At 61.1% G+C, this 18,013-nt stretch carries 16 protein-coding genes, 2 tRNA genes and 1 other RNA gene; 10 read left to right on the top strand and 9 right to left on the bottom strand.

The window, feature by feature from the left end; all coding sequences use genetic code 11:
• Positions 1–65: 65 nt before the first annotated feature.
• Complete coding sequence (gene orn / locus JOE62_RS09100; protein WP_204722019.1) at positions 66–677, top strand: oligoribonuclease; 612 nt, start codon at positions 66–68, stop codon at positions 675–677.
• A gap of 158 nt (positions 678–835) precedes the next feature.
• A tRNA-His gene (locus tag JOE62_RS09095) sits at positions 836–911 on the top strand.
• Positions 912–1,007: 96 nt separating this feature from the next.
• Here the strand turns inward: JOE62_RS09095 and JOE62_RS09090 are convergent.
• Positions 1,008–1,598, bottom strand: coding sequence for a DapH/DapD/GlmU-related protein (locus JOE62_RS09090; RefSeq protein ID WP_239543298.1), 591 nt, complete (start codon positions 1,596–1,598; stop codon positions 1,008–1,010).
• 304 nt (positions 1,599–1,902) lie between these two features.
• Here JOE62_RS09090 and JOE62_RS09085 point away from each other — a divergent pair.
• The 3 genes from JOE62_RS09085 (at position 1,903) to def (ending at position 4,406) form a co-directional block, all read left to right on the top strand.
• Positions 1,903–1,978, top strand: a tRNA-His gene (locus JOE62_RS09085).
• A gap of 682 nt (positions 1,979–2,660) precedes the next feature.
• On the top strand, positions 2,661–3,809 hold the full coding sequence (locus tag JOE62_RS09080) for an acyl-CoA dehydrogenase family protein (RefSeq protein ID WP_066138171.1): 1,149 nt from the start codon (positions 2,661–2,663) through the stop codon (positions 3,807–3,809).
• 24 nt (positions 3,810–3,833) lie between these two features.
• Entirely contained in the window at positions 3,834–4,406 is a 573-nt protein-coding gene (def, locus tag JOE62_RS09075; protein WP_204722017.1) for a peptide deformylase, read from the top strand.
• Between the two features lie 26 nt (positions 4,407–4,432).
• Here the strand turns inward: def and JOE62_RS09070 are convergent, their stop codons facing one another.
• The 4 genes from JOE62_RS09070 to rnpB all read right to left on the bottom strand — a co-directional run bounded on the left by JOE62_RS09070 (position 4,433) and on the right by rnpB (position 8,528).
• The gene (locus JOE62_RS09070) at positions 4,433–5,479 is read right to left on the bottom strand and encodes a winged helix DNA-binding domain-containing protein (RefSeq protein ID WP_204722015.1); all 1,047 of its coding nucleotides are present in this window, start codon (positions 5,477–5,479) and stop codon (positions 4,433–4,435) included.
• A gap of 142 nt (positions 5,480–5,621) precedes the next feature.
• Complete coding sequence (locus JOE62_RS09065; protein WP_204722013.1) at positions 5,622–6,248, bottom strand: hypothetical protein; 627 nt, start codon at positions 6,246–6,248, stop codon at positions 5,622–5,624.
• A 232-nt stretch (positions 6,249–6,480) separates the two neighbouring features.
• Entirely contained in the window at positions 6,481–7,938 is a 1,458-nt protein-coding gene (locus tag JOE62_RS09060) for a glyceraldehyde-3-phosphate dehydrogenase (protein ID WP_204722011.1), read from the bottom strand.
• A gap of 234 nt (positions 7,939–8,172) precedes the next feature.
• Positions 8,173–8,528, bottom strand: an RNA gene (gene rnpB / locus JOE62_RS09055) — RNase P RNA component class A.
• Between the two features lie 133 nt (positions 8,529–8,661).
• On the opposite strand from rnpB, the gene JOE62_RS09050 reads away from it, so the two are divergent.
• Complete coding sequence (locus JOE62_RS09050) at positions 8,662–9,450, top strand: peroxide stress protein YaaA (RefSeq protein ID WP_204723265.1); 789 nt, start codon at positions 8,662–8,664, stop codon at positions 9,448–9,450.
• A 64-nt stretch (positions 9,451–9,514) separates the two neighbouring features.
• Here the strand turns inward: JOE62_RS09050 and JOE62_RS09045 are convergent, their stop codons facing one another.
• Both JOE62_RS09045 and JOE62_RS09040 read right to left on the bottom strand, forming a co-directional pair.
• Positions 9,515–9,898, bottom strand: coding sequence for a VOC family protein (locus tag JOE62_RS09045; protein WP_204722009.1), 384 nt, complete (start codon positions 9,896–9,898; stop codon positions 9,515–9,517).
• Between the two features lie 12 nt (positions 9,899–9,910).
• Complete coding sequence (locus JOE62_RS09040) at positions 9,911–10,864, bottom strand: Nif3-like dinuclear metal center hexameric protein (RefSeq protein WP_204722007.1); 954 nt, start codon at positions 10,862–10,864, stop codon at positions 9,911–9,913.
• Between the two features lie 132 nt (positions 10,865–10,996).
• On the opposite strand from JOE62_RS09040, the gene msrA reads away from it, so the two are divergent.
• The 3 genes from msrA (at position 10,997) to epsC (ending at position 13,314) form a co-directional block, all read left to right on the top strand.
• Positions 10,997–11,524, top strand: a complete 528-nt coding sequence (msrA, locus tag JOE62_RS09035) for a peptide-methionine (S)-S-oxide reductase MsrA (RefSeq protein WP_204723264.1) — start codon at positions 10,997–10,999, stop codon at positions 11,522–11,524.
• 127 nt (positions 11,525–11,651) lie between these two features.
• A complete protein-coding gene (gene cysK / locus JOE62_RS09030; RefSeq protein ID WP_204722005.1) occupies positions 11,652–12,587 on the top strand; it encodes a cysteine synthase A in 936 nt (311 codons plus the stop codon).
• 142 nt (positions 12,588–12,729) lie between these two features.
• Entirely contained in the window at positions 12,730–13,314 is a 585-nt protein-coding gene (gene epsC, locus JOE62_RS09025; protein ID WP_038990962.1) for a serine O-acetyltransferase EpsC, read from the top strand.
• Positions 13,315–13,488: 174 nt separating this feature from the next.
• Here the strand turns inward: epsC and JOE62_RS09020 are convergent, their stop codons facing one another.
• Positions 13,489–14,769 (bottom strand): dicarboxylate/amino acid:cation symporter, encoded by a 1,281-nt coding sequence (locus JOE62_RS09020; RefSeq protein ID WP_204722003.1) that lies wholly within the window; start codon positions 14,767–14,769, stop codon positions 13,489–13,491.
• A gap of 296 nt (positions 14,770–15,065) precedes the next feature.
• A complete protein-coding gene (locus JOE62_RS09015) occupies positions 15,066–15,620 on the bottom strand; it encodes a hypothetical protein (RefSeq protein ID WP_204722001.1) in 555 nt (184 codons plus the stop codon).
• A 131-nt stretch (positions 15,621–15,751) separates the two neighbouring features.
• Here JOE62_RS09015 and JOE62_RS09010 point away from each other — a divergent pair, with 131 nt between their 5' ends.
• Positions 15,752–18,013: an ATP-binding cassette domain-containing protein gene (locus tag JOE62_RS09010; RefSeq protein ID WP_204721999.1), complete on the top strand. Its 2,262-nt coding sequence runs from the start codon at positions 15,752–15,754 to the stop codon at positions 18,011–18,013.

The raw sequence follows: 18,013 nt of genomic DNA, 5'->3' as shown, positions 1-18,013 counted from the left end.
TGTTCTTCCGCGCCGTTAAGAGGGTGCGCTCCCCCACAGCGTTCGTTGAAGTGTAGATTGGTTGCGTGGCTAGTAATTCAGAAAAAATTGTATGGATCGATTGCGAGATGACCGGATTGGATCTGGTTAAAGACGCATTGATCGAAGTAGCGGTGCTCATTACCGACTCGGATCTGGAGATCGTCGATGAGGGCATCCAGGTTGTCATCAAGCCCGAGCCAGCGGCTCTGGCGCAAATGGATGACTTCGTGCGCAATATGCATGTGGCCAGCGGCCTGCTGCCCGAGCTGGAAAACGGCATTTCCATGGACGAAGCCCAGCGCTTGGTGGTCGACTACATCAAGAAGCACGTTCCGGAGCCGAAGAAGGCGCTGCTTGGCGGCAACTCGGTGGGTACCGACAAGAACTTCTTGGCCCGCGATATGCCCGAGGTCATTGAGCACCTGCACTACCGCATTATCGACGTATCGACCCTGAAGGAATTGAGCCGCCGCTGGTTCCCGAAGGCCCACTATGGCGCTCCGGCCAAGACCGGCAACCACCGGGCGCTGGGAGACATCCAGGATTCGATCAACGAGCTGCGCTACTACCGCGAAGCCATCATGGTTCCGGCCCCGGGCCCAACCTCCGATGAAGCCCGGAAGATCGCCACCGAGATCAACCAAAGCGCCGGCTAGCTGCCAGGGATGGGCCCTGGGGTATGGGTGATGCACTGCACAGTGCCCCAGGGGCTTTCCGATTGGCGTCCAAGCGGAAAATCCGTGTATAGTATTTCTCGTTGCCCGATACGGAATCGGTTCGCGAAAGCGTTCTGACTAGTATCGAAGCGAACATGGTGGGTATAGCTCAGTCGGTAGAGCGTCTGGTTGTGGTCCAGAAGGTCGCGGGTTCAAACCCCGTTACTCACCCCAGCAGAAAAGGCTCGGTTCGGAATGGAGATTCTGAATCGAGTCTTTTGCTTTCCCCGCACGCCGGGCGCGCCGCCGCGCGGCCGGCACCGCGCAGAATCAGACCGTGCGCACTACCCTGGCTGGCGATCCGACCACCACTGCACCAGCAGGAACATCCTTGGTTACCACCGCGGCAGCAGCAACCACAGCATTGTCGCCGATCGCCACACCGGAAAGTATCGTCGCATTCGCGCCAACCCAGACATTGCGCCCAATGCCCACCGGGGCCGGAAGCATGTCACCTCGACGAGCAGGATCGAGATCATGGTTGAGCGTAGCCACGACGACGTTATGGCCGATCAAGCACTCGTCCCCGATGCTGATGCTGCCCTGGTCCTGGAACTTGCACCCGGCATTGATGAAGACGCGCTTGCCCAGTTTGATATTGCGTCCAAAGTCCGAGTTGAACGGCGGGAACAACACCACCGACTCGTCAACATGCCTGCCGGTCAATTGCCGGAGGAGCTCACGCACTTCGCATGGACTGCGGTAGCCGCTATTCAATTCCGCGCAGATGCGCAACGCGTCCTGGCTCGCGCCGTGCATGAGAGCATGCAGCTCAGAACCGGCGGCAATTCGCTGGCCTGAATCCAGCACTTCCAACAGATCATCAACGTCCACGACTCCCCCATCAGCTATTCGAACCATTAGATCGAACCATAGCGACTTTCGTGCATCCACATGGAGCCAGGTTGCCCGCCTCACTTGCCATAGCCCTGTTGCACCAGACGCCGAAGGCAAGGGCAACAGCTTGGCACTGAACATCACCCGTTATGCCAGATCAGCAGCGCACGAAAGGTTCCCAATCACGAATCATGAGCATTGCGTCACAATCCCATTGGCAGCAGTGGGCGAATTGGTATTTCTGGCTCGAATGCGTGTATAGTAATTTTCGTTGCCCGGTACGAAATCTTGAGCGCTATAGCTCCTGACTAGTATCGAAGTAGACATGGTGGGTATAGCTCAGTCGGTAGAGCGTCTGGTTGTGGTCCAGAAGGTCGCGGGTTCAAACCCCGTTACTCACCCCAGTTCGAAAGATCTGGTTTGGAATGGAAATTCTGAACCAGATCTTTTTTGCTTCCAGCACTGTGGAGCTCCATGACCACGGCGGCACATTTCCTGGCTCAGTGTTCGACTTCATACCGCCGACAGCCATCGCATGAACCCGTGAGATGCAAGGTCATGCCCAAGACGGGCAAAACGGTTTCACTGAACAGACGAGGTCCTCGTCACGCTGCCTCGCTGCTCCCCGCCCAGAGCGACCTGCAATCCGCCTATCAACCGTCCAAATGGAGCGTCAACCACACTGGGCGCCCAGACGCATCGGGCTGCGCGCCACGCAAAGTCACGAGTCCAGGCACGGCAAGACCGGCAAGCCCAGTCCATTACCGAGGCCAGCTGCAAGCACGATACGGAAGCGCCTAGATGAACAGGAAACTCGGCCCTACCGGCGAGCGCAACGCCGCCCAAATGAGGCATTAAGTCATATTTCGGCAGGTTGAAACACTGATTCGAAAGTATCTTCGAATACTCGGCGTTTCGAGGTCTAACCCCGTGTTTTTCGAGACTTTTTGCGTTATTTGGTGACTTGAATCGTTGTTTGCCCTGGCGAATAGGCATGAATTGGCCTGAGCAACCATAATGGATCATGTACTTCGGCAAGCCAGTGAGCTACATGCCTTCGTTCTACCCACCGAAAGGTACTCCCCTGTGAAACGCGCGCTCTTTGAAGAGGACCACGAGCAGTTCCGTGAACTGGCTACGGAGTTCAATGCCCGGGAGATTTCCGGCAAATACGCCCAGTGGGAGAAGGAGCACCAGATCCCTCGTGAGGTGTGGCAGGCCGCCGGCGAAAACGGCCTGCTGGGTCTTGCCGTGCCCGAGGAGTTCGGTGGCATGGGGATCGATGACTACCGCTTCCGTGTAGTGCTTGACGAGGAGTTCGTGCGTGCCGGGCATCTGGCCGTGGCATTGGCATTCCACCTGCATGACGATCTGGTTCTGCCTTATCTGCTGTCCTACGGTTCTGCCGAGCTCAAGGACAAGTGGCTGCCGCGCATGGTCGATGGCTCCACCATTACCTCCTGCGCGTTTACCGAGCCTGGCGCGGGGTCCGACCTGCGTGCCGTACGCACCAAGGCGGTCCGAGATGGAGATGACTGGCTGATCAGCGGGCAGAAGACTTTCATCGGCAATGCGGCCTTCGGCGATGCCGCGCTGGTGCTGGCGCGTACCGATGGCGAGAGCGGACGGGCCACCGAGCAGTCCTTCTCGTTGTTCATGGTCGAGCGTTCCGAGGGGTACACCAATGGCAGCCCCTTCGACAAGATCGGGTTGCGCGCTTCTGACACCGCGGAGCTGTTCTTCGACGATGTCCATGTTACGGCTGCCGATCTGGTTGGCGAGGTCGGCCAGGGCCTGTCCTATGTCAAGGCGCACCTCCCCCAGGCCCGCTTGGCCATTGCCGTAGCAGCGTCGGCGATCTGCACCGCGTCCTTCGAGCAGGCGCTGGAGCATGCGCAGAACCGCTCCACTTTCGGCCAGGCGCTGACCGAGTACCAGAACACCCGTTTCGAGCTGGCCAACCTGAAGACTGAGGCGCATGTCACCCAGAGCTTCGTGGATCGGGCTGTGCTGGCGTTCAACGATGGCGAGCTGGATCCTGCAGAGGCCGCGGAGGTCAAGCTTTGGGCTAGTGAGAGCGCCAAGAAGCTTTCCGACAAGGCGTTGCAGATCCATGGCGGCTACGGCTACATCATGGAGTACCCGATCGCCCAGTCGTTCACCGCCTCGCGCTTGCTGACCATTTTCGGTGGCACAAGTGAGATCATGCGTGAAACTATTGGACGAGCACTCTAAGCACTTTTGAAAGGAACTGATCACGTGCCTATTCGGCAGATCACTGTTTACGGAGAACCTGTACTTCACCAGCGTGCGGTGGAGGTCACCGAGTTTGACGACGCCTTGCGCGAGCTCGTTGCCGATATGCACGTCACCATGGATGAGGCGCACGGTGTCGGCTTGGCCGCTCCGCAGATCGGTTTGGGCCTGCGCATGTTCACCTACGTCTTCCCGGACCAGGATGATGCTCCCGAGCGCGGTGTGGTGATCAATCCCAAGCTGACCCTTTCGAAGGTTTCGCAGGCTCCTGCCCATCCCGATGACCATTCGGAGGGCTGCTTGTCCGTACCTGGCTTGAACTACCCGTTGCAGCGCGCCGACTATGCGAAGGTGGAGGGCTTCGACGAGTTCGGCAAGCCGATCTCCTTCGAGGCGCATGGCTGGTTCGCCCGCATCATGCAGCACGAGTACGACCACTTGGACGGCCTGCTGTACGTGGACAAGCTGCAGCCGCGCTGGGAGAAGAAGTGGAAGAAGGCCAAGAAGGCTCTTGGCTGGGGCGTACCGGGCAACACCTGGTTGCCGGGTACCGATGAGGATCCCTTCGGCCACTAGGCCAGTGTCGGTTGCCAGGCAGCCGCCTACCGGGCGGTCTTGAAGTCCAGATACCGCTGATGCAGCGCCGCACCGAGTTGATCGGTCGGCGCTGCTTCTGCATTCCAGAGCCTTGCCGCCCTGCCTTGTTCAAGCCAGAAGGGCAGGAACATGCCATTCTTTCCCGGCAGGATCTGCTGGGACATCTGCGCTTCGGCTGCCAGCGTCCGATCAGCATAGCCCAGGTAGTACTCGTCAAAGGGGCCCAGCAGGCGCAGCGGCAACCGGGTGAGCTGCGGCGATTCAAGCTCGCGGTGGGCCAGGCTTCCGGCAATGACCCAATAGTCTTCTCCTCGCTCATCGTTGCCTGCGCTGACCAGCACGTCGCCGAGGGCTTGGGCAGCGGTTCTCATGGCAGTAAGCGTCTGCCCCGCATACCAGGCTGCGTCGCGGATGGTGGCTGGCCCATGGGAGCTGAGATAGCGGCGCAATATTTCCGCCAGCGGATCCGCCGGTTCTCGGTGCTGTGCAATCCGTTCATCGACGAGCACGAAGTCCTGGGCGGTGAGCTTCGCATCATCCGGTATGGGCCCCAGGCAGATCAAACCGTCCAGGGCAAGGACCTGCAGCAGGTGCAAGCCGCGTTGCTTGTCCGTCTCGATTCCGTGCCGGTTCAGCACGTTGAAGAGCTCGGTTCGGCTGGCCTGTCTGGACTCCTGCAAAAGCGAGCTGATGACGCCGGCGGTCAGGTCAATGACCTGCGCGTCGATCTGCAGTCCGCGCAGGCGTGCGGCTGCTGAGCGCAGGGTGCGTTCACGGCTTGAGCGTACCAGCCACCGGAGATCCTCGGCGACGCAGATGTGCAGCGTGCCCCGCATGGTCCACGACCGGACCAGCTGGCCGCCGGTGAACAGCTCGTCGACCCGCTGGCGCGATTCTTGGGCTGTCGAGCGCTGGGCCAGCCCGTAGCGTCCTGCAGCGAAGTCCTGGGACTGGAAGGCGAGCAAGTGCTCTGAGGCTTGCAGCGTGGATTCTGCCGGTTCCAGCAGAAGCTGGCTGGCCATGCGTGCTGCCAGTACCCTGGTCCTGTCCATCGGTCCACCTCGATCCATTCCCGATGGCGTAGAGCCTAGCAGCCCGGCGCAGCGGATGCGCCTCCGGATCCGCAGCCGCCATGCCTCGCCTTGATGTGCAGATGGTCGTTGACGTAAGACTGCCGCAGCAGCGGGCGACGCCTCACTTCAGCGGGGCGCGAATCCATTCGGCGAGCGCCTGCCTGAGCAGGGAGCAGTTGGCGGCGGTGTCGAAGGAGGTTACCAGATGTGAATCGCCTAGCCGGTGCATGCAGTACCCGGCCCACGGCACCACGGTGAGATCCGTCAGCCCGCGCTCCCAGGCGGCGACCAGCACCGGCTGGACCTCCGTGCTGCGCAGCACCGGTTCTGGATTCAATCCCAACCACGGATCGAACATCTGTTCCCATTGCTCGAACGCGATGAGGTCGATCCCCTCGTCGCCGTACTGCTGGGTCCAGAAATCATTGCCGGTGGCTGGACCGGTTGCCGCGGTAGTTGCCGCCAGCCCAGGGATACGATGGGCACCCCGAGCCTTTCCCGCCCACGCGTTCGACCAGGTCTGGATCCACCGTTGCTCCCACAGGTCCCGGTCGGCTTCGTCCGGCAGGGCCGAGGATCCCGTCTCGGGAACCGGGCTGAGCTGGGGCAGCGCGAGATCTTCGGCCAGGCCCCAGGCCTGCCGGATGAACAACAGCATCCGGATTGGCTGCGCGTGATCATCCATGGACAGCGACATGTCCGCGGGCCACCCGCCGTGGTTCAGGGCCGGATTCGTTGATCGCATCATGCCCCGAGCCTTGCACAGGGCACTTCCTCTGGCAATAGGTTCTGAGCGCAGGAAACAGGATAGCGACCCCCCGGGAATACTGGACCCCCGTCCGGTCCTGCCCACGACGCGGAAAAGCGTGCATCAGGAAAACCCGGCAAGACCGTTCCTATCGCAGGCCCAGAACCCAAGAAGGGACCATCCCAACGCGCAATGCGTCGGGATGGCCCCTTCAGCTGAAACCCTTGAGGTCCTAGACGGTGACGGCTTCTGCCTTCACTGCAGGCACTGCAGCTGGGTGGGTGCCGGCCATGGTTTCGATGACGCGGACTACCTGGCAGGAGTAGCCGAATTCGTTGTCGTACCAAACGTAGACGACAGCGTTCTTGCCGGACACGATGGTGGCCAGGCCGTCAACGATGCCAGCGCGGCGCGAGCCGACGAAGTCGGTGGAAACAACCTCAGGCGAATCGATGTAGTCGATCTGCTTGTGCAGGTTCGAGGTCAGCGAGGTTTCGCGCAGGTAGGCGTTCAGCTCTTCCTTGGTGGTCTCGTTCTCAAGGTTGAGGTTCAAGATCGCCATGGAGACATCCGGGGTTGGAACGCGGATGGCGTTGCCGGTCAGCTTGCCTTCGAACTCCGGCAAGGCCTTGGCAACAGCCTTGGCGGCACCGGTTTCGGTGATCACCATGTTCAGCGCTGCCGAGCGGCCGCGGCGCTCGCCCTTGTGGAAGTTGTCGATCAGGTTCTGGTCGTTGGTGAACGAGTGAACGGTCTCGACGTGCCCGTGGGTAACGCCGAACTTCTCGTTCAGCGCCTTCAGCACAGGGGTGATGGCGTTGGTGGTGCACGATGCAGCGGTGACAATCTTGTCTTCTGCGGTGATCCACGAATCGTTGATGCCGTGAACGATGTTCTTCAGATCGCCCTTGCCGGGTGCGGTCAGCAGGACACGGGAAACGCCCTTGGCCTGCAGGTGCTGGGACAGGCCGGCCTCATCGCGCCAGCGGCCGGTGTTGTCAACGACGATGGCGTTGTCGATGCCGTGCTCGGTGTAGTCAATGGTGGTCGGGTCATTCGAGTAGATGACCTTGATCAGGGTGCCGTTGGCGAGGATGGTGCTGTTTTCCTCGTCAACGGTGATCGAGCCGTCGAAGCGGCCGTGCACCGAGTCGCGGCGCAGCAGCGAGGCGCGCTTGACCAAGTCGTTCTCCGCGCCCTTGCGGACTACGATGGCGCGCAGGCGCAGGCCGTAGCCGCCGCGCTCGATGAGGATGCGGGCCAGCAGGCGGCCGATGCGGCCGAAGCCGTACAGCACGACATCCTGCGGTTCTGCGTCGGTTGCGCCAGCCTGGCCAACCTTCTCGCCCAATTCATCAGCCAGGAAGGCGTTCAGATCAGCGGAACCGGACTCCTTGAACTTCTTGTTCATACGGCCGAGATCAACGGAGACCGAGCCGACATTCAGGGACTCGATGGCATCGAGGATCGCCTTGGTGTCGTTCAGGTCGAGCTCTTCGCCATCGATGCGGCGCACGACGCGGTGGGCCTTGATGATGTCGATGGCGGACTGGTTGATCAGCTTGCGGCCGTAGACGGAGGTCACCACATTGTTCCTGCGGTACAGACGTCCGATCAGTGGAATCATGGCCTCGGCGAGCTCTTCGCGCCCGCTCCATTCTTGCTGGGCAACGACAGACTGCTGGGTCACAGAAAATCCTTCCAATTCAGCCGACTCGCAGATCCATGAAGTCGGTTGGCACCGTGGGAAGCACCATTGCTTTTGCGGTGGCACGAGGTAACAGGATCATCCTCGTAAGTACATGATCCATTCTAGACCGTGCGCTGAAAAAGCGCGGATCGGGAACTGTGAATCATCTCACGAGCAGGCAAGGGCCGGGCGATGCGATCAGGAATGAAGGGCTGGATGCAGCCATGGGATTAATGAATGGGATGGCCGATACGCCGGGTTTTGTCGCGCCGAAGCGGGACGGTCATCTATCTACGACTGCCGTTGCCGGCAGCCTCTAGCGGTCCACCCGACTGCATGGGGCGAACAGCCCTCATAACGCAGTCTGTCTGACCTTGCTCCGAGTGGGGTTTACCTAGCCACCCCAATCACTTGGGGTGCTGGTGGTCTCTTACACCACCGTTTCACCCTTACCAGGAAAACCTGGCGGTCTATTTTCTGTGGCACTAGCCTGCGGGTTACCCCGAGTGGGCGTTACCCACCACCCTGTTCTGTGGAGCCCGGACGTTCCTCGGGACAATTGCTTGCCACGCGACCGTCTGGCCATCCCATTCACTACCAGTCTAATCGGTTCAGGACAGCCTTCGGACCACTTTCGAACACTGGATCGCTCACAGCCGGAGTCGCCACGGCGGGGACATGGCCGGCGCACAGCAGCAGGTGGACTCCGATAAGCTGGAGAGCGTGCTTATCTTGTTGCCGCCTTCCGAAGGCAAAACCGCCCACGTCGAAGGAGCTCCCTTCGAAATCGAAGATCTCTCTTTTCCGGAGCTCTCCGCAGAACGCCGCCTCGTGCTCGATGCCCTGGCAGAAGTATCAGCAAGGGAAGATGCCATGGACCTGCTGGGCGTCGGAGCTTCGCTGGCCAATGAGGTAGCACGGAATATCAACCTGCACACCGAGCCAGCAGCCCAGGCGCACGATATCTACTCGGGGGTGCTCTTTGAAGCCCTGGACTACGCGAACCTGGATGAAGCCGCGCGACGGCGCGCCGACGAATCCGTCATCGTGATCTCCGCGCTATGGGGCGCCGTGCGATTTGGCGATCGCATTCCGCCGTACCGCTTGTCCATGTCGGTCAAGCTCGAACCGCTGGGCAAGCTGGCCACCTGGTGGAAAAAGTGGCTGGCCCCGGTTCTCGATGAGGCGGCCGGCAGCCAGCTGATCGTTGACGCCCGGTCGAGCACCTACGCAGCCGCCTACAAGCCAGCCAATGGCAACACCGTTGCGGTCAATGTGTTCCAGATGCGCAACGGAACGCCGAAAGTGGTCTCGCATTTCGCCAAGCACACCCGGGGCGAGGTCGCACGCTTCCTGGTCGAGCAGCCGGTCGACCCGAAGAATCCTGGAGAATTGCTCGACCTTGTCCAGACCAAGTGGGAAGCTTCCCTAGTTGAAGACAAGAAGGGCCTGGCCCTGAACATCCTGCTGCCAGAAGACCACCAGTTCACCACCGTGAGGCACGCCGCCTGAGCTCGTTGCGACAGCGAATGATGCCGTGCCGGCCGGGCAATCACGCCAGGCCTGCACGGCATCATCACTGCGCTGCAACCAGTTCGACTTCGAACCCGGCCGCATCCTCCAAATAGGCCGCGTAGTGCTGCGCTCCCCCTGCATAAGGGTGCAGTTGCGCGAACATGAGGGCGAAACCGTGATCCAGCGCTTCGGCCGCCAACGTGTCGACGTCCTGCCTGGTGCCGGCACGGAACGCCAAATGGTTCAGCCCGGGAGCACGCCGATCATGCCGTTGCTTCTTCGCATCCGGTCCTGATTCCAGAACGATATAGAACTCTGCGCAGGAATAGCTGATGCCGTTGGTCCATTGCGACTTGACCGTGTAGCCAAGACGGGTCAGCAGCCAGCCCAGGGATGCCGTGCTGGCTGCCAAGTCCTCCACCCAAATCTCTACGTGGTGCAGCATGCCAGGCTCCGGCTAGGGTGTGAGGACAAAGTCCCAAGGATCGGAATTCACCTGGGATACCTCGATTTCCACCGCATGCCCCAGATCGTTCAGCACATTGCCCAAGGCGCGGGCACCGGCCGAGAGCCAGACCCATTCCGAAGCGAAGTGGGAAACGTCGATCAGGTAAGGGAAGCCGCCATTGGCAGCTTCGCGCGCTTCGCTTGCCGGGTGATGGCGCAGGTCGGCGGTTACGTACACATCGGCCTGGTGCGAGCGCACCGCATCGAACAGGGAATCGCCGGCGCCGCCGCACAGGGCAACCTTCCGGATGATTCCGTTGCGTTCTCCGGCGACGCGCACTCCGCCGGCGACGGCCGGCAGCACGGTGTAGACGCGTTCCGCGAAATCGTCGAGTTTCATCGGCTTCTCCAAGAAGCCGACCCGGCCCAGGCCTTCCTCGGGCAGCCCGTCCTTGGACTCCACCAACGGCACGCAGTCCTTCAACCCAAAGGCATCGGCCAGCGCGTCGTTGACGCCCCCGATGGCACTGTCGGCATTGGTGTGCGCGGTCAGCAACGCGGTACCGGATTCAATCAGGCGGTGGATGGCCTCACCCTTGAATGTCGTGCCGGCAACCTGGGTGACTCCGCGCAACAGCAGCGGGTGGTGAGTGATCAGCAGATCGGCCCCACGCTCGATTGCGTCCTCGATCACCTCCAGCGTTGGATCAACAGCCATCACGATCTTGGAAATCTGCTGGCCGGTTCGCCCGGTGACCAGCCCAACGGCATCCCAATCCTCGGCCAACGACTTTGGCCAAAGTTCCTCGGCGGCTTCAAGGACGTTACCCAGGGTGGTCTGCGCAGCCGAGGCGTCCTCCACCGGCTGCTCTGGCTTTGCTTCGGTAACGGGCTTGAGCGTCGAGGCCTCCGGGGAAACGTTGCTCTTCCCCAGGTCTTGCGAGTTATTTGCCTTGCTCTGCATACCAACCAGACTACGCGGTGCAAATGAGGATGGAACAGAATGCAACGCCGCAACGTTGTGAACTGTGTGAGTATTCTCAGCCTTCAGTCACCTCATCAATTCACTCCGACCCTGGAAGTCCAGGACACCAAGTTGAGCACCTTCGTGCTAGCTGGCGGTTGCTTCTGGTGCTTGGATGCCGTGTACCAGCGAACGCGTGGCGTCTACGCGGTGATTTCCGGATACATCGGCGGCCATACCAAGGATCCGAACTACCGCGAGGTTTGCACCGGCACCACCGGCCATGCCGAAGGTGTCGCGGTGATTTTCGATCCGCAAGTGGTTCCGGCCGACGTCATCCTGGACATGTTCTTCACCGTGCACGACCCGACCACGCTGAACCGCCAAGGCTACGATGTGGGAACCCAGTACCGCTCGGCGATGTTTCCGCTCGACGATGCGCAGCGCGAGCTTTTCGAAGCCGCCATCGACAAGTTCTCGCGCGTATACCCCAATCCGATCGTCACCACGCTGGAAGAGTCGAAAGATTTCTATCCTGCCGAGCAAATTCACCAGGATTATTACTCCGAAAACCAAGGAGTCGGATATTGCCGGGTGATTATCGATCCAAAGATCGCAAAGGTCAGGAAATATTACGCTCAATGGCTAAACGAAGCCTAGTCGCGCTTTAGGCCTATTAGGGTTAGTTGTGAACCCGATGGGTGTCCGGCGGATACGCCAGATTCCAGCAGTTATTTCGCCGCAACTATCTGCGGCTGCATAGAGTCACGTAAGGATTGCATACAAGATGGGCAAGATCTACAACAACGTCACCGAAGTCGTCGGCAACACCCCGCTGGTGAGCCTGAACCGCGTCGGCGAGGGCCTGCCAGGCAACATCGCCGTGAAGCTGGAATTCTTCAACCCGGCCAACTCCGTCAAGGACCGCATCGGAGTGGCCATCGTCGATGCAGCCGAGGCATCGGGCGCGTTGAAGCCAGGTGGCACCATCGTCGAGGGCACATCCGGCAACACCGGCATCGCGCTGGCCATGGTTGGCGCGGCTCGCGGCTACAAGGTCGTATTGACCATGCCTGAGACCATGTCCACCGAACGCCGCGTCATGCTGCGCGCTTTCGGTGCCGAGATCGTGCTGACCCCGGGCGCCGATGGCATGCGCGGCGCCGTGGAAAAGGCCAAGGAGATCGTTGCGACCACCGATAACGCCATCTGGGCGCAGCAGTTCGCCAACACCGCTAACCCGCAGGTGCACGCAGACACCACTGGTCCGGAAATCTGGGCAGATACCGAAGGCAAGGTCGATATCTTGGTAGCGGGCATCGGTACCGGTGGAACGATCACCGGCGCAGGCCGCTACCTGAAGGAAAAGAACCCGAACCTGAAGATCGTGGCAGTGGAGCCGAAGGATTCCCCAATCCTCAATGGCGGAAAGCCGGGCCCGCACAAGATCCAGGGTTTGGGCGCGAACTTCATCCCCGAGGTACTCAATACCGAGCTGTACGACGAAGTCCTGGATGCCAGCATCGAGGATTCGGTGTCGACCGCTCGCGCGCTGGGCGTCAAGGAAGGCATCCTCGGCGGCATCTCCGCTGGTGCAGCTGTATGGGGCGCCGTGCAGGTCGCCGCACGCGAGGAAAATGCAGGCAAGCAGATCGTTGCGATCATCCCCGACTTCGGTGAGCGCTACATCTCCACGCTGCTCTTCGACGACATCCGCGGCTAAGCAGATTCGCAGTAGCAGAATAAATCGGCGTGAGCCACCGTTGGGTCTATAGAGAGACCTTTATCGGTGCAGCTCGCGCCGATTTGCTGTGTGACATCTGCGGATTGTCCCGCAGCGAACCGCAACCATTAAGGTAGTATTCATGAGTTTTATCTCCCGCCTGCGTGAGGATTTGGCTAACGCACGCCAGCATGATCCGGCAGCGCGAAGCGATCCGGAAAACTTCTTCGTGTATTCCGGGCTGCACGCCATCTGGATGCACCGGCTGGCCCACAAGATGTGGCAGAACCCGGCGCTGAAATGGCCAGCGCGTTTGCTATCCCAGGCGAACCGCGCACTGACCGGCATCGAGATCCATCCCGGCGCGACCATCGGCCGCCGCTTCTTCATCGACCACGGCATGGGCATCGTCATCGGCGAGACCGCCGAAATCGGCGACGACGTGATGCTGTACCACGGGGTGACCCTCGGCGGCCGATCGCTGGCCAAGGTCAAGCGCCACCCGACCATCGGGGACCGCGTGGTCATCGGCGCCGGAGCCAAGGTCCTGGGCCCGATCGTGATCGGTGCCGACTCGGCAATTGGCGCGAACGCCGTCGTCGTCAAGGATGCACCGGCAGGGTCGATCGTCACCGGAATCCCTGCGCAGAACCGTCCGCGCCGGCCCGAGGAGCACAAGCCGGCGGTGGACCCGGCCGAGTACATCGACCCGGCCATGTGGATCTAGGACTTCTGCTTCCACTGCAGCGATAAACCCGCCCAGCGTCCGAGCCGTTCCGGTTCGGCCGCTGGGCGGGTTTCTTCGTGGGCCGGCTTGCTTGCCGGCAGAACAAAGCATCGATGCCCGGTACCTGCGAGTCTGGTACCGGGCATCGATGCTTATGCTTGCGTGGCAAGCGGGTTAGGCCAGCTTGTGCTCCCCCGATTCGGTGCCATCTGCCAGTTCAACGATTTCGTCCTCGGGATCCTGCGGCTGGGTGCCGAGCTTGCCTCGAGTCAGCTTGTGCATGATCATGGCCAACGCTCCGTCACCGGTCACGTTGGTTGCGGTGCCGAAGCTATCCAGTGCAATGTAGGCCGCGAACATCAGGCCGACCTCGACCTCGCCGAAGCCGAGCATCTGGGAGAGCAGGCCAGCAGCGGCCGCAATAGCGCCGCCGGGCACGCCCGGGGCGGCGATCATCATGACGCCCAGCATCAGGATGAATGGCAAGTATACGCCGAAGGATACGTCGCCGCCGGTCAGCAGGAGCACTGCGATGGAGAAGCAGGTGATCTTGACCATCGAGCCGGACAGGTGGATCGTGGCGCACAGCGGGATCACGAAGCCTGCCACGGCGTCGGCCACGCCATTCTTCTTGGCCGATTCCAGGGTCACCGGAATGGTTGCGGCCGAAGACGAGGTGCCCAATGCGGTGAAGTAGGCATTGCGCATGCCCCACAGGGCGGCCAGCGGGTTGCGCTTGTTCATCGCGCCAGCGATCGTGTACTGCGCCAGCAGGACCACCAGGGTGAGCACGAAGGAAATCACTGCAACGAAGAGGAACTTCTGGACCACGACGACGGCGTCACCGGCGGCGGACAGGTCCAGGAAGATGCCGAAGATGAACAGCGGCAGCGCCGGAACGATCACGCGGCGGATGACCATTTCGATGATGCTGCGGAATTCCACCGCACCACGGAAGAGCACGGTGGAACGGAAGGCAGTGAGCCCCAGGCCCAGCATGAATGCCAGCACCAGTGCGGTCATCACACCCATCAACGGAGTCAGCACGATTTCAGTTGCGGAATCTCCCGCCTCGCCGACCAGGGACAAGTACGGCTCGAAACCAGATCCTTCGCCTGCACCAACTTCTTCGACGCCGCCGCCGGACAGCGACTTGGTGAACAGCCAGCGGCTGACGAAGTAGGCAAGCAGGCCTGCGGCCAAGGTCGAGGCGTACGCAATGACTGCGGTGATGCCCAACCACTTGCCGGCGCCCTTGCCAAGCTCAGCGATTGCCGGTGCGACCAAGCCGAAGATGATCAAAGGTACGATGAAGCCAAGGAATCCGGAGAAGATCGAGTTGTAGGTCAGGAATACGCTTCCCAGCCAGACCGGCATGACCGGGCCAAGCAGGATGCCCAGCACGATGGCAACGAGCACCCAGCCAAGCAGTGGGATAGATTTCAGCAGCTTCATGAAAGTCCTTAAATACGGTTAGGGATCGGAGCACCCTGCGCGACGGCCACAGGTGTGTCGTGGCGCACGCCTCAATCATGATAGGCGTAATTTCTATTACACCGAAATCCTGTGATTAGCTTAAGTGTTACGGAAATTCGCGCTTCTGCCGAATAATTCCCGCCAGAAATCGCAAGGACTCCCATTGGATTCGATTGCTGGGGTATCGACCGTTCCCTAGATGAATATTCAGCGATTCAGCGGATGAGGGCGTCTGGCCACAATTAAGCGGTATGGCGCTAGTGTGACGCCGTGGACTACTCGAAGCTTGCTTCAACCACGCCTTGTTCATGGCCCTGGCCGACAACCTGGTTTCGCACCCGCAGGTTCAGCACAGTCCCGTCATCGGCATTTTCATAGCTCACGAACACCGACCCTGCTCCGGCGTCGCTGCTGGTTTGCGACCAATTTGGTCCACCTGCCGCCGAATGCCCTGTCAGGGATGCGACCACTTGGGCGGTGGCCAACTGCTTCATTTGGGCTTCGTTCCCATTGCCCCAGGCAACGACCAGCGCGTCGGCATACTCGGTGGCGTTTGACGGCAGCTTGCCCAGCTCCTGTCCCCCGATCGTTTCCGTTTGCTCCGATTCCTCATCGGCCGGCGTGCTTGAAGCTGCCGGCTCTGTCGGCTCGGACGAGGATTCGCTCGGGGATGCGGTTGCGGAGGAGGTTTGCGTCGGGCTGACTCCAGGATCCGTGGGCGATTCGCTAGGTGCGCCGCCGGAGGTGCTGCCGCAACCGGCGAGCGCGAGGCAGCCGGCCAGTGCTGCGGCCGAGCTGAGCTTGAGTAGTTTCCGAGGTGCATCCGGCATGGCATTCTCCGCTCTCGACGAGGAATCGCTGATTCCCTGATAATTCGATCCTCCACCGGAAGGGGCAGCAATTGCAAGCAGGCAGGCCCGGGCGAGGTGCTGATGTGCTCATTTGTCAGTAGGCTTGGGACATGAGCCAGCACCCTGCCGATAGCCATGACACGATCCGAGTACGCCAAGCACGGGAAAACAACCTGCGGGGCGTCGACGTCGATATTCCCAAACGCCGCATCACCGCCTTTACCGGCGTATCGGGTTCAGGCAAGTCCTCGCTGGTGTTCGGCACAATTGCCGCCGAGTCCCAGCGGCTGATCAATGAAACGTACACGACCTTCATCCAGAGCTTCATGCCGTCGATGCCCCGGCCTGACGTGGAGGTGCTGGAGAATCTGTCTACGGCCATAGTGGTCGACCAGGAACGCATGGGCGCGAATTCGCGTTCTACCGTGGGCACGGCAACCGATGCCTATTCGCTTCTGCGCGTGCTGTATTCGCGGTACTCCACCCCGAGCGCCGGCGGCGCGGGCGCGTATTCGTTTAATCTCGGCCAGGGGGCGTGCCCGGTATGCGAGGGTTTCGGCACCGAGGCGAGCATCGACCTTGATGAACTGCTGGATTGGGACAAGACCCTGAACGAGGGAGCCATCAAGGCGCCCAACTTCGCCCCGGGCGCGTGGCTGTGGCAGACGCTGACCGCCGGCACGCAGCCGGACCTGGACGTGAAGCTCAGGGACATGCCCAAGGCCATGCTGGACCGCATGCTCTATGAGGAAGCGGGCAAGGTCAAGCTCAACGGCGCGAACATGAGCTACTCCGGCTTGATCACCCGCATCAAGTCCAATTACATCCATTCGGGCAGGGAAATCAAGCAAGCCCATATCCGCGAGTGGATCGAGCGGATCTCCACGACCGCCCCTTGCTCCGCCTGCGACGGTTCCAGGCTGGGACCGGCGGCCCGCGAGTCAAAGATCAATTCCCTGGGAATCGCGGACATGACGGCAATGCAGGTGTCCGAGCTGCTCGACGCACTGGATCAGATCCAGATTCAGGATGCGTCACCGCTGATCACCAATTTGAAGGCCGTGCTCGAATCCATGGTGGATCTGGGCCTGGGATACCTTTCGCTTGACCGCCCGGCTGGCACGCTCTCCGGCGGCGAAGCCCAGCGCGTGAAGATGATTCGGCATCTTGGATCGGCGCTCAGCGATGTCACCTATGTCTTCGACGAGCCCACCGTGGGGTTGCATCCCCATGACATCCAGCGGATGAACAGGTTGCTGGCCGGCCTGCGCGACAAGGGCAATACCGTGCTGGTGGTGGAGCACAAGCCAGAGGTCATCGGCATTGCCGACCACGTCATCGACCTGGGTCCGGGCGCCGGCACCCACGGCGGCACCATTTGCTACAGCGGAGCCGTGGATGGCCTGCTCGCCAGCGATACTCTCACCGGGAAGCATTTCACGACGCGTGCCGCCCTCAATACGACCCCGCGAAAGGCCACTGGCGCGATGGAAGTGCGTGGCGCCTCCCTGCATAACCTGAAGAATCTTTCCGTGGATATTCCCACCGGCGTGATGTGCGCGATCACCGGCGTCGCGGGTTCGGGCAAGTCCACGCTGATCCACTCGACGATCGCCAAGCGCGAGGATGTTGCCGTGGTGGACCAAACGGCGATCCGCGGATCGCGGCGTTCGAACCCCGCCACCTACACCGGGATCATGGATCCGATCCGTGCCGCCTTTGCGAAGGCCAACGGCGTGAAGCCGGCCTTGTTCAGCGCCAATTCGGCCGGCGCCTGTCCTGCCTGCAACGGTGTCGGCTACACCTACACGGATTTGGCCTCCATGGCCGGGGTCGCCCTGCCGTGCGAGCAGTGCGGAGGCAAGCGGTATACAGCTGAAGTGCTGGAATACACCCTGGACGGCTTGAACATCGCCGAAGTCCTGGACTTGAGCATGGAAGAAGCCTTGGAGCAGCTGAAGGTGCCCAAGGCCAAGGCCATGCTGGAACGGCTGAACCAGGTGGGCTTGGGCTACCTGAAACTGGGCCAGCGGCTGAATACGCTCTCCGGCGGCGAACGGCAGCGCATCAAGCTGGCCATCAACCTCGGGCAAGGCGCCGGCACCTACGTCCTTGATGAGCCAACCACCGGGTTGCATATTGCCGATGTGCAGAACCTGCTGCGGCTGCTCGACGAGATGGTCGACGAAGGCAATACCGTCATTGCCATCGAGCATCACCTGGCAGTCGTCGCGCACAGCGACTGGGTCATCGACCTGGGCCCCGGAGCAGGCCACGAAGGCGGAAGCATCGTCTTCGAAGGGACCCCTGCAGATCTTGCCGCCTCGGGCACGCTGACCGGCGAACACCTCGCCGCCTACGTCAGGGGATAG

Origin of the sequence: Glutamicibacter nicotianae (assembly GCF_016907615.1) — a bacterium.
Lineage (GTDB): Bacteria > Actinomycetota > Actinomycetes > Actinomycetales > Micrococcaceae > Glutamicibacter > Glutamicibacter nicotianae.
The sequence above is the reverse complement of the archived record's forward strand: the minus strand, read 5'-3'. Positions and strand labels throughout refer to the sequence as shown.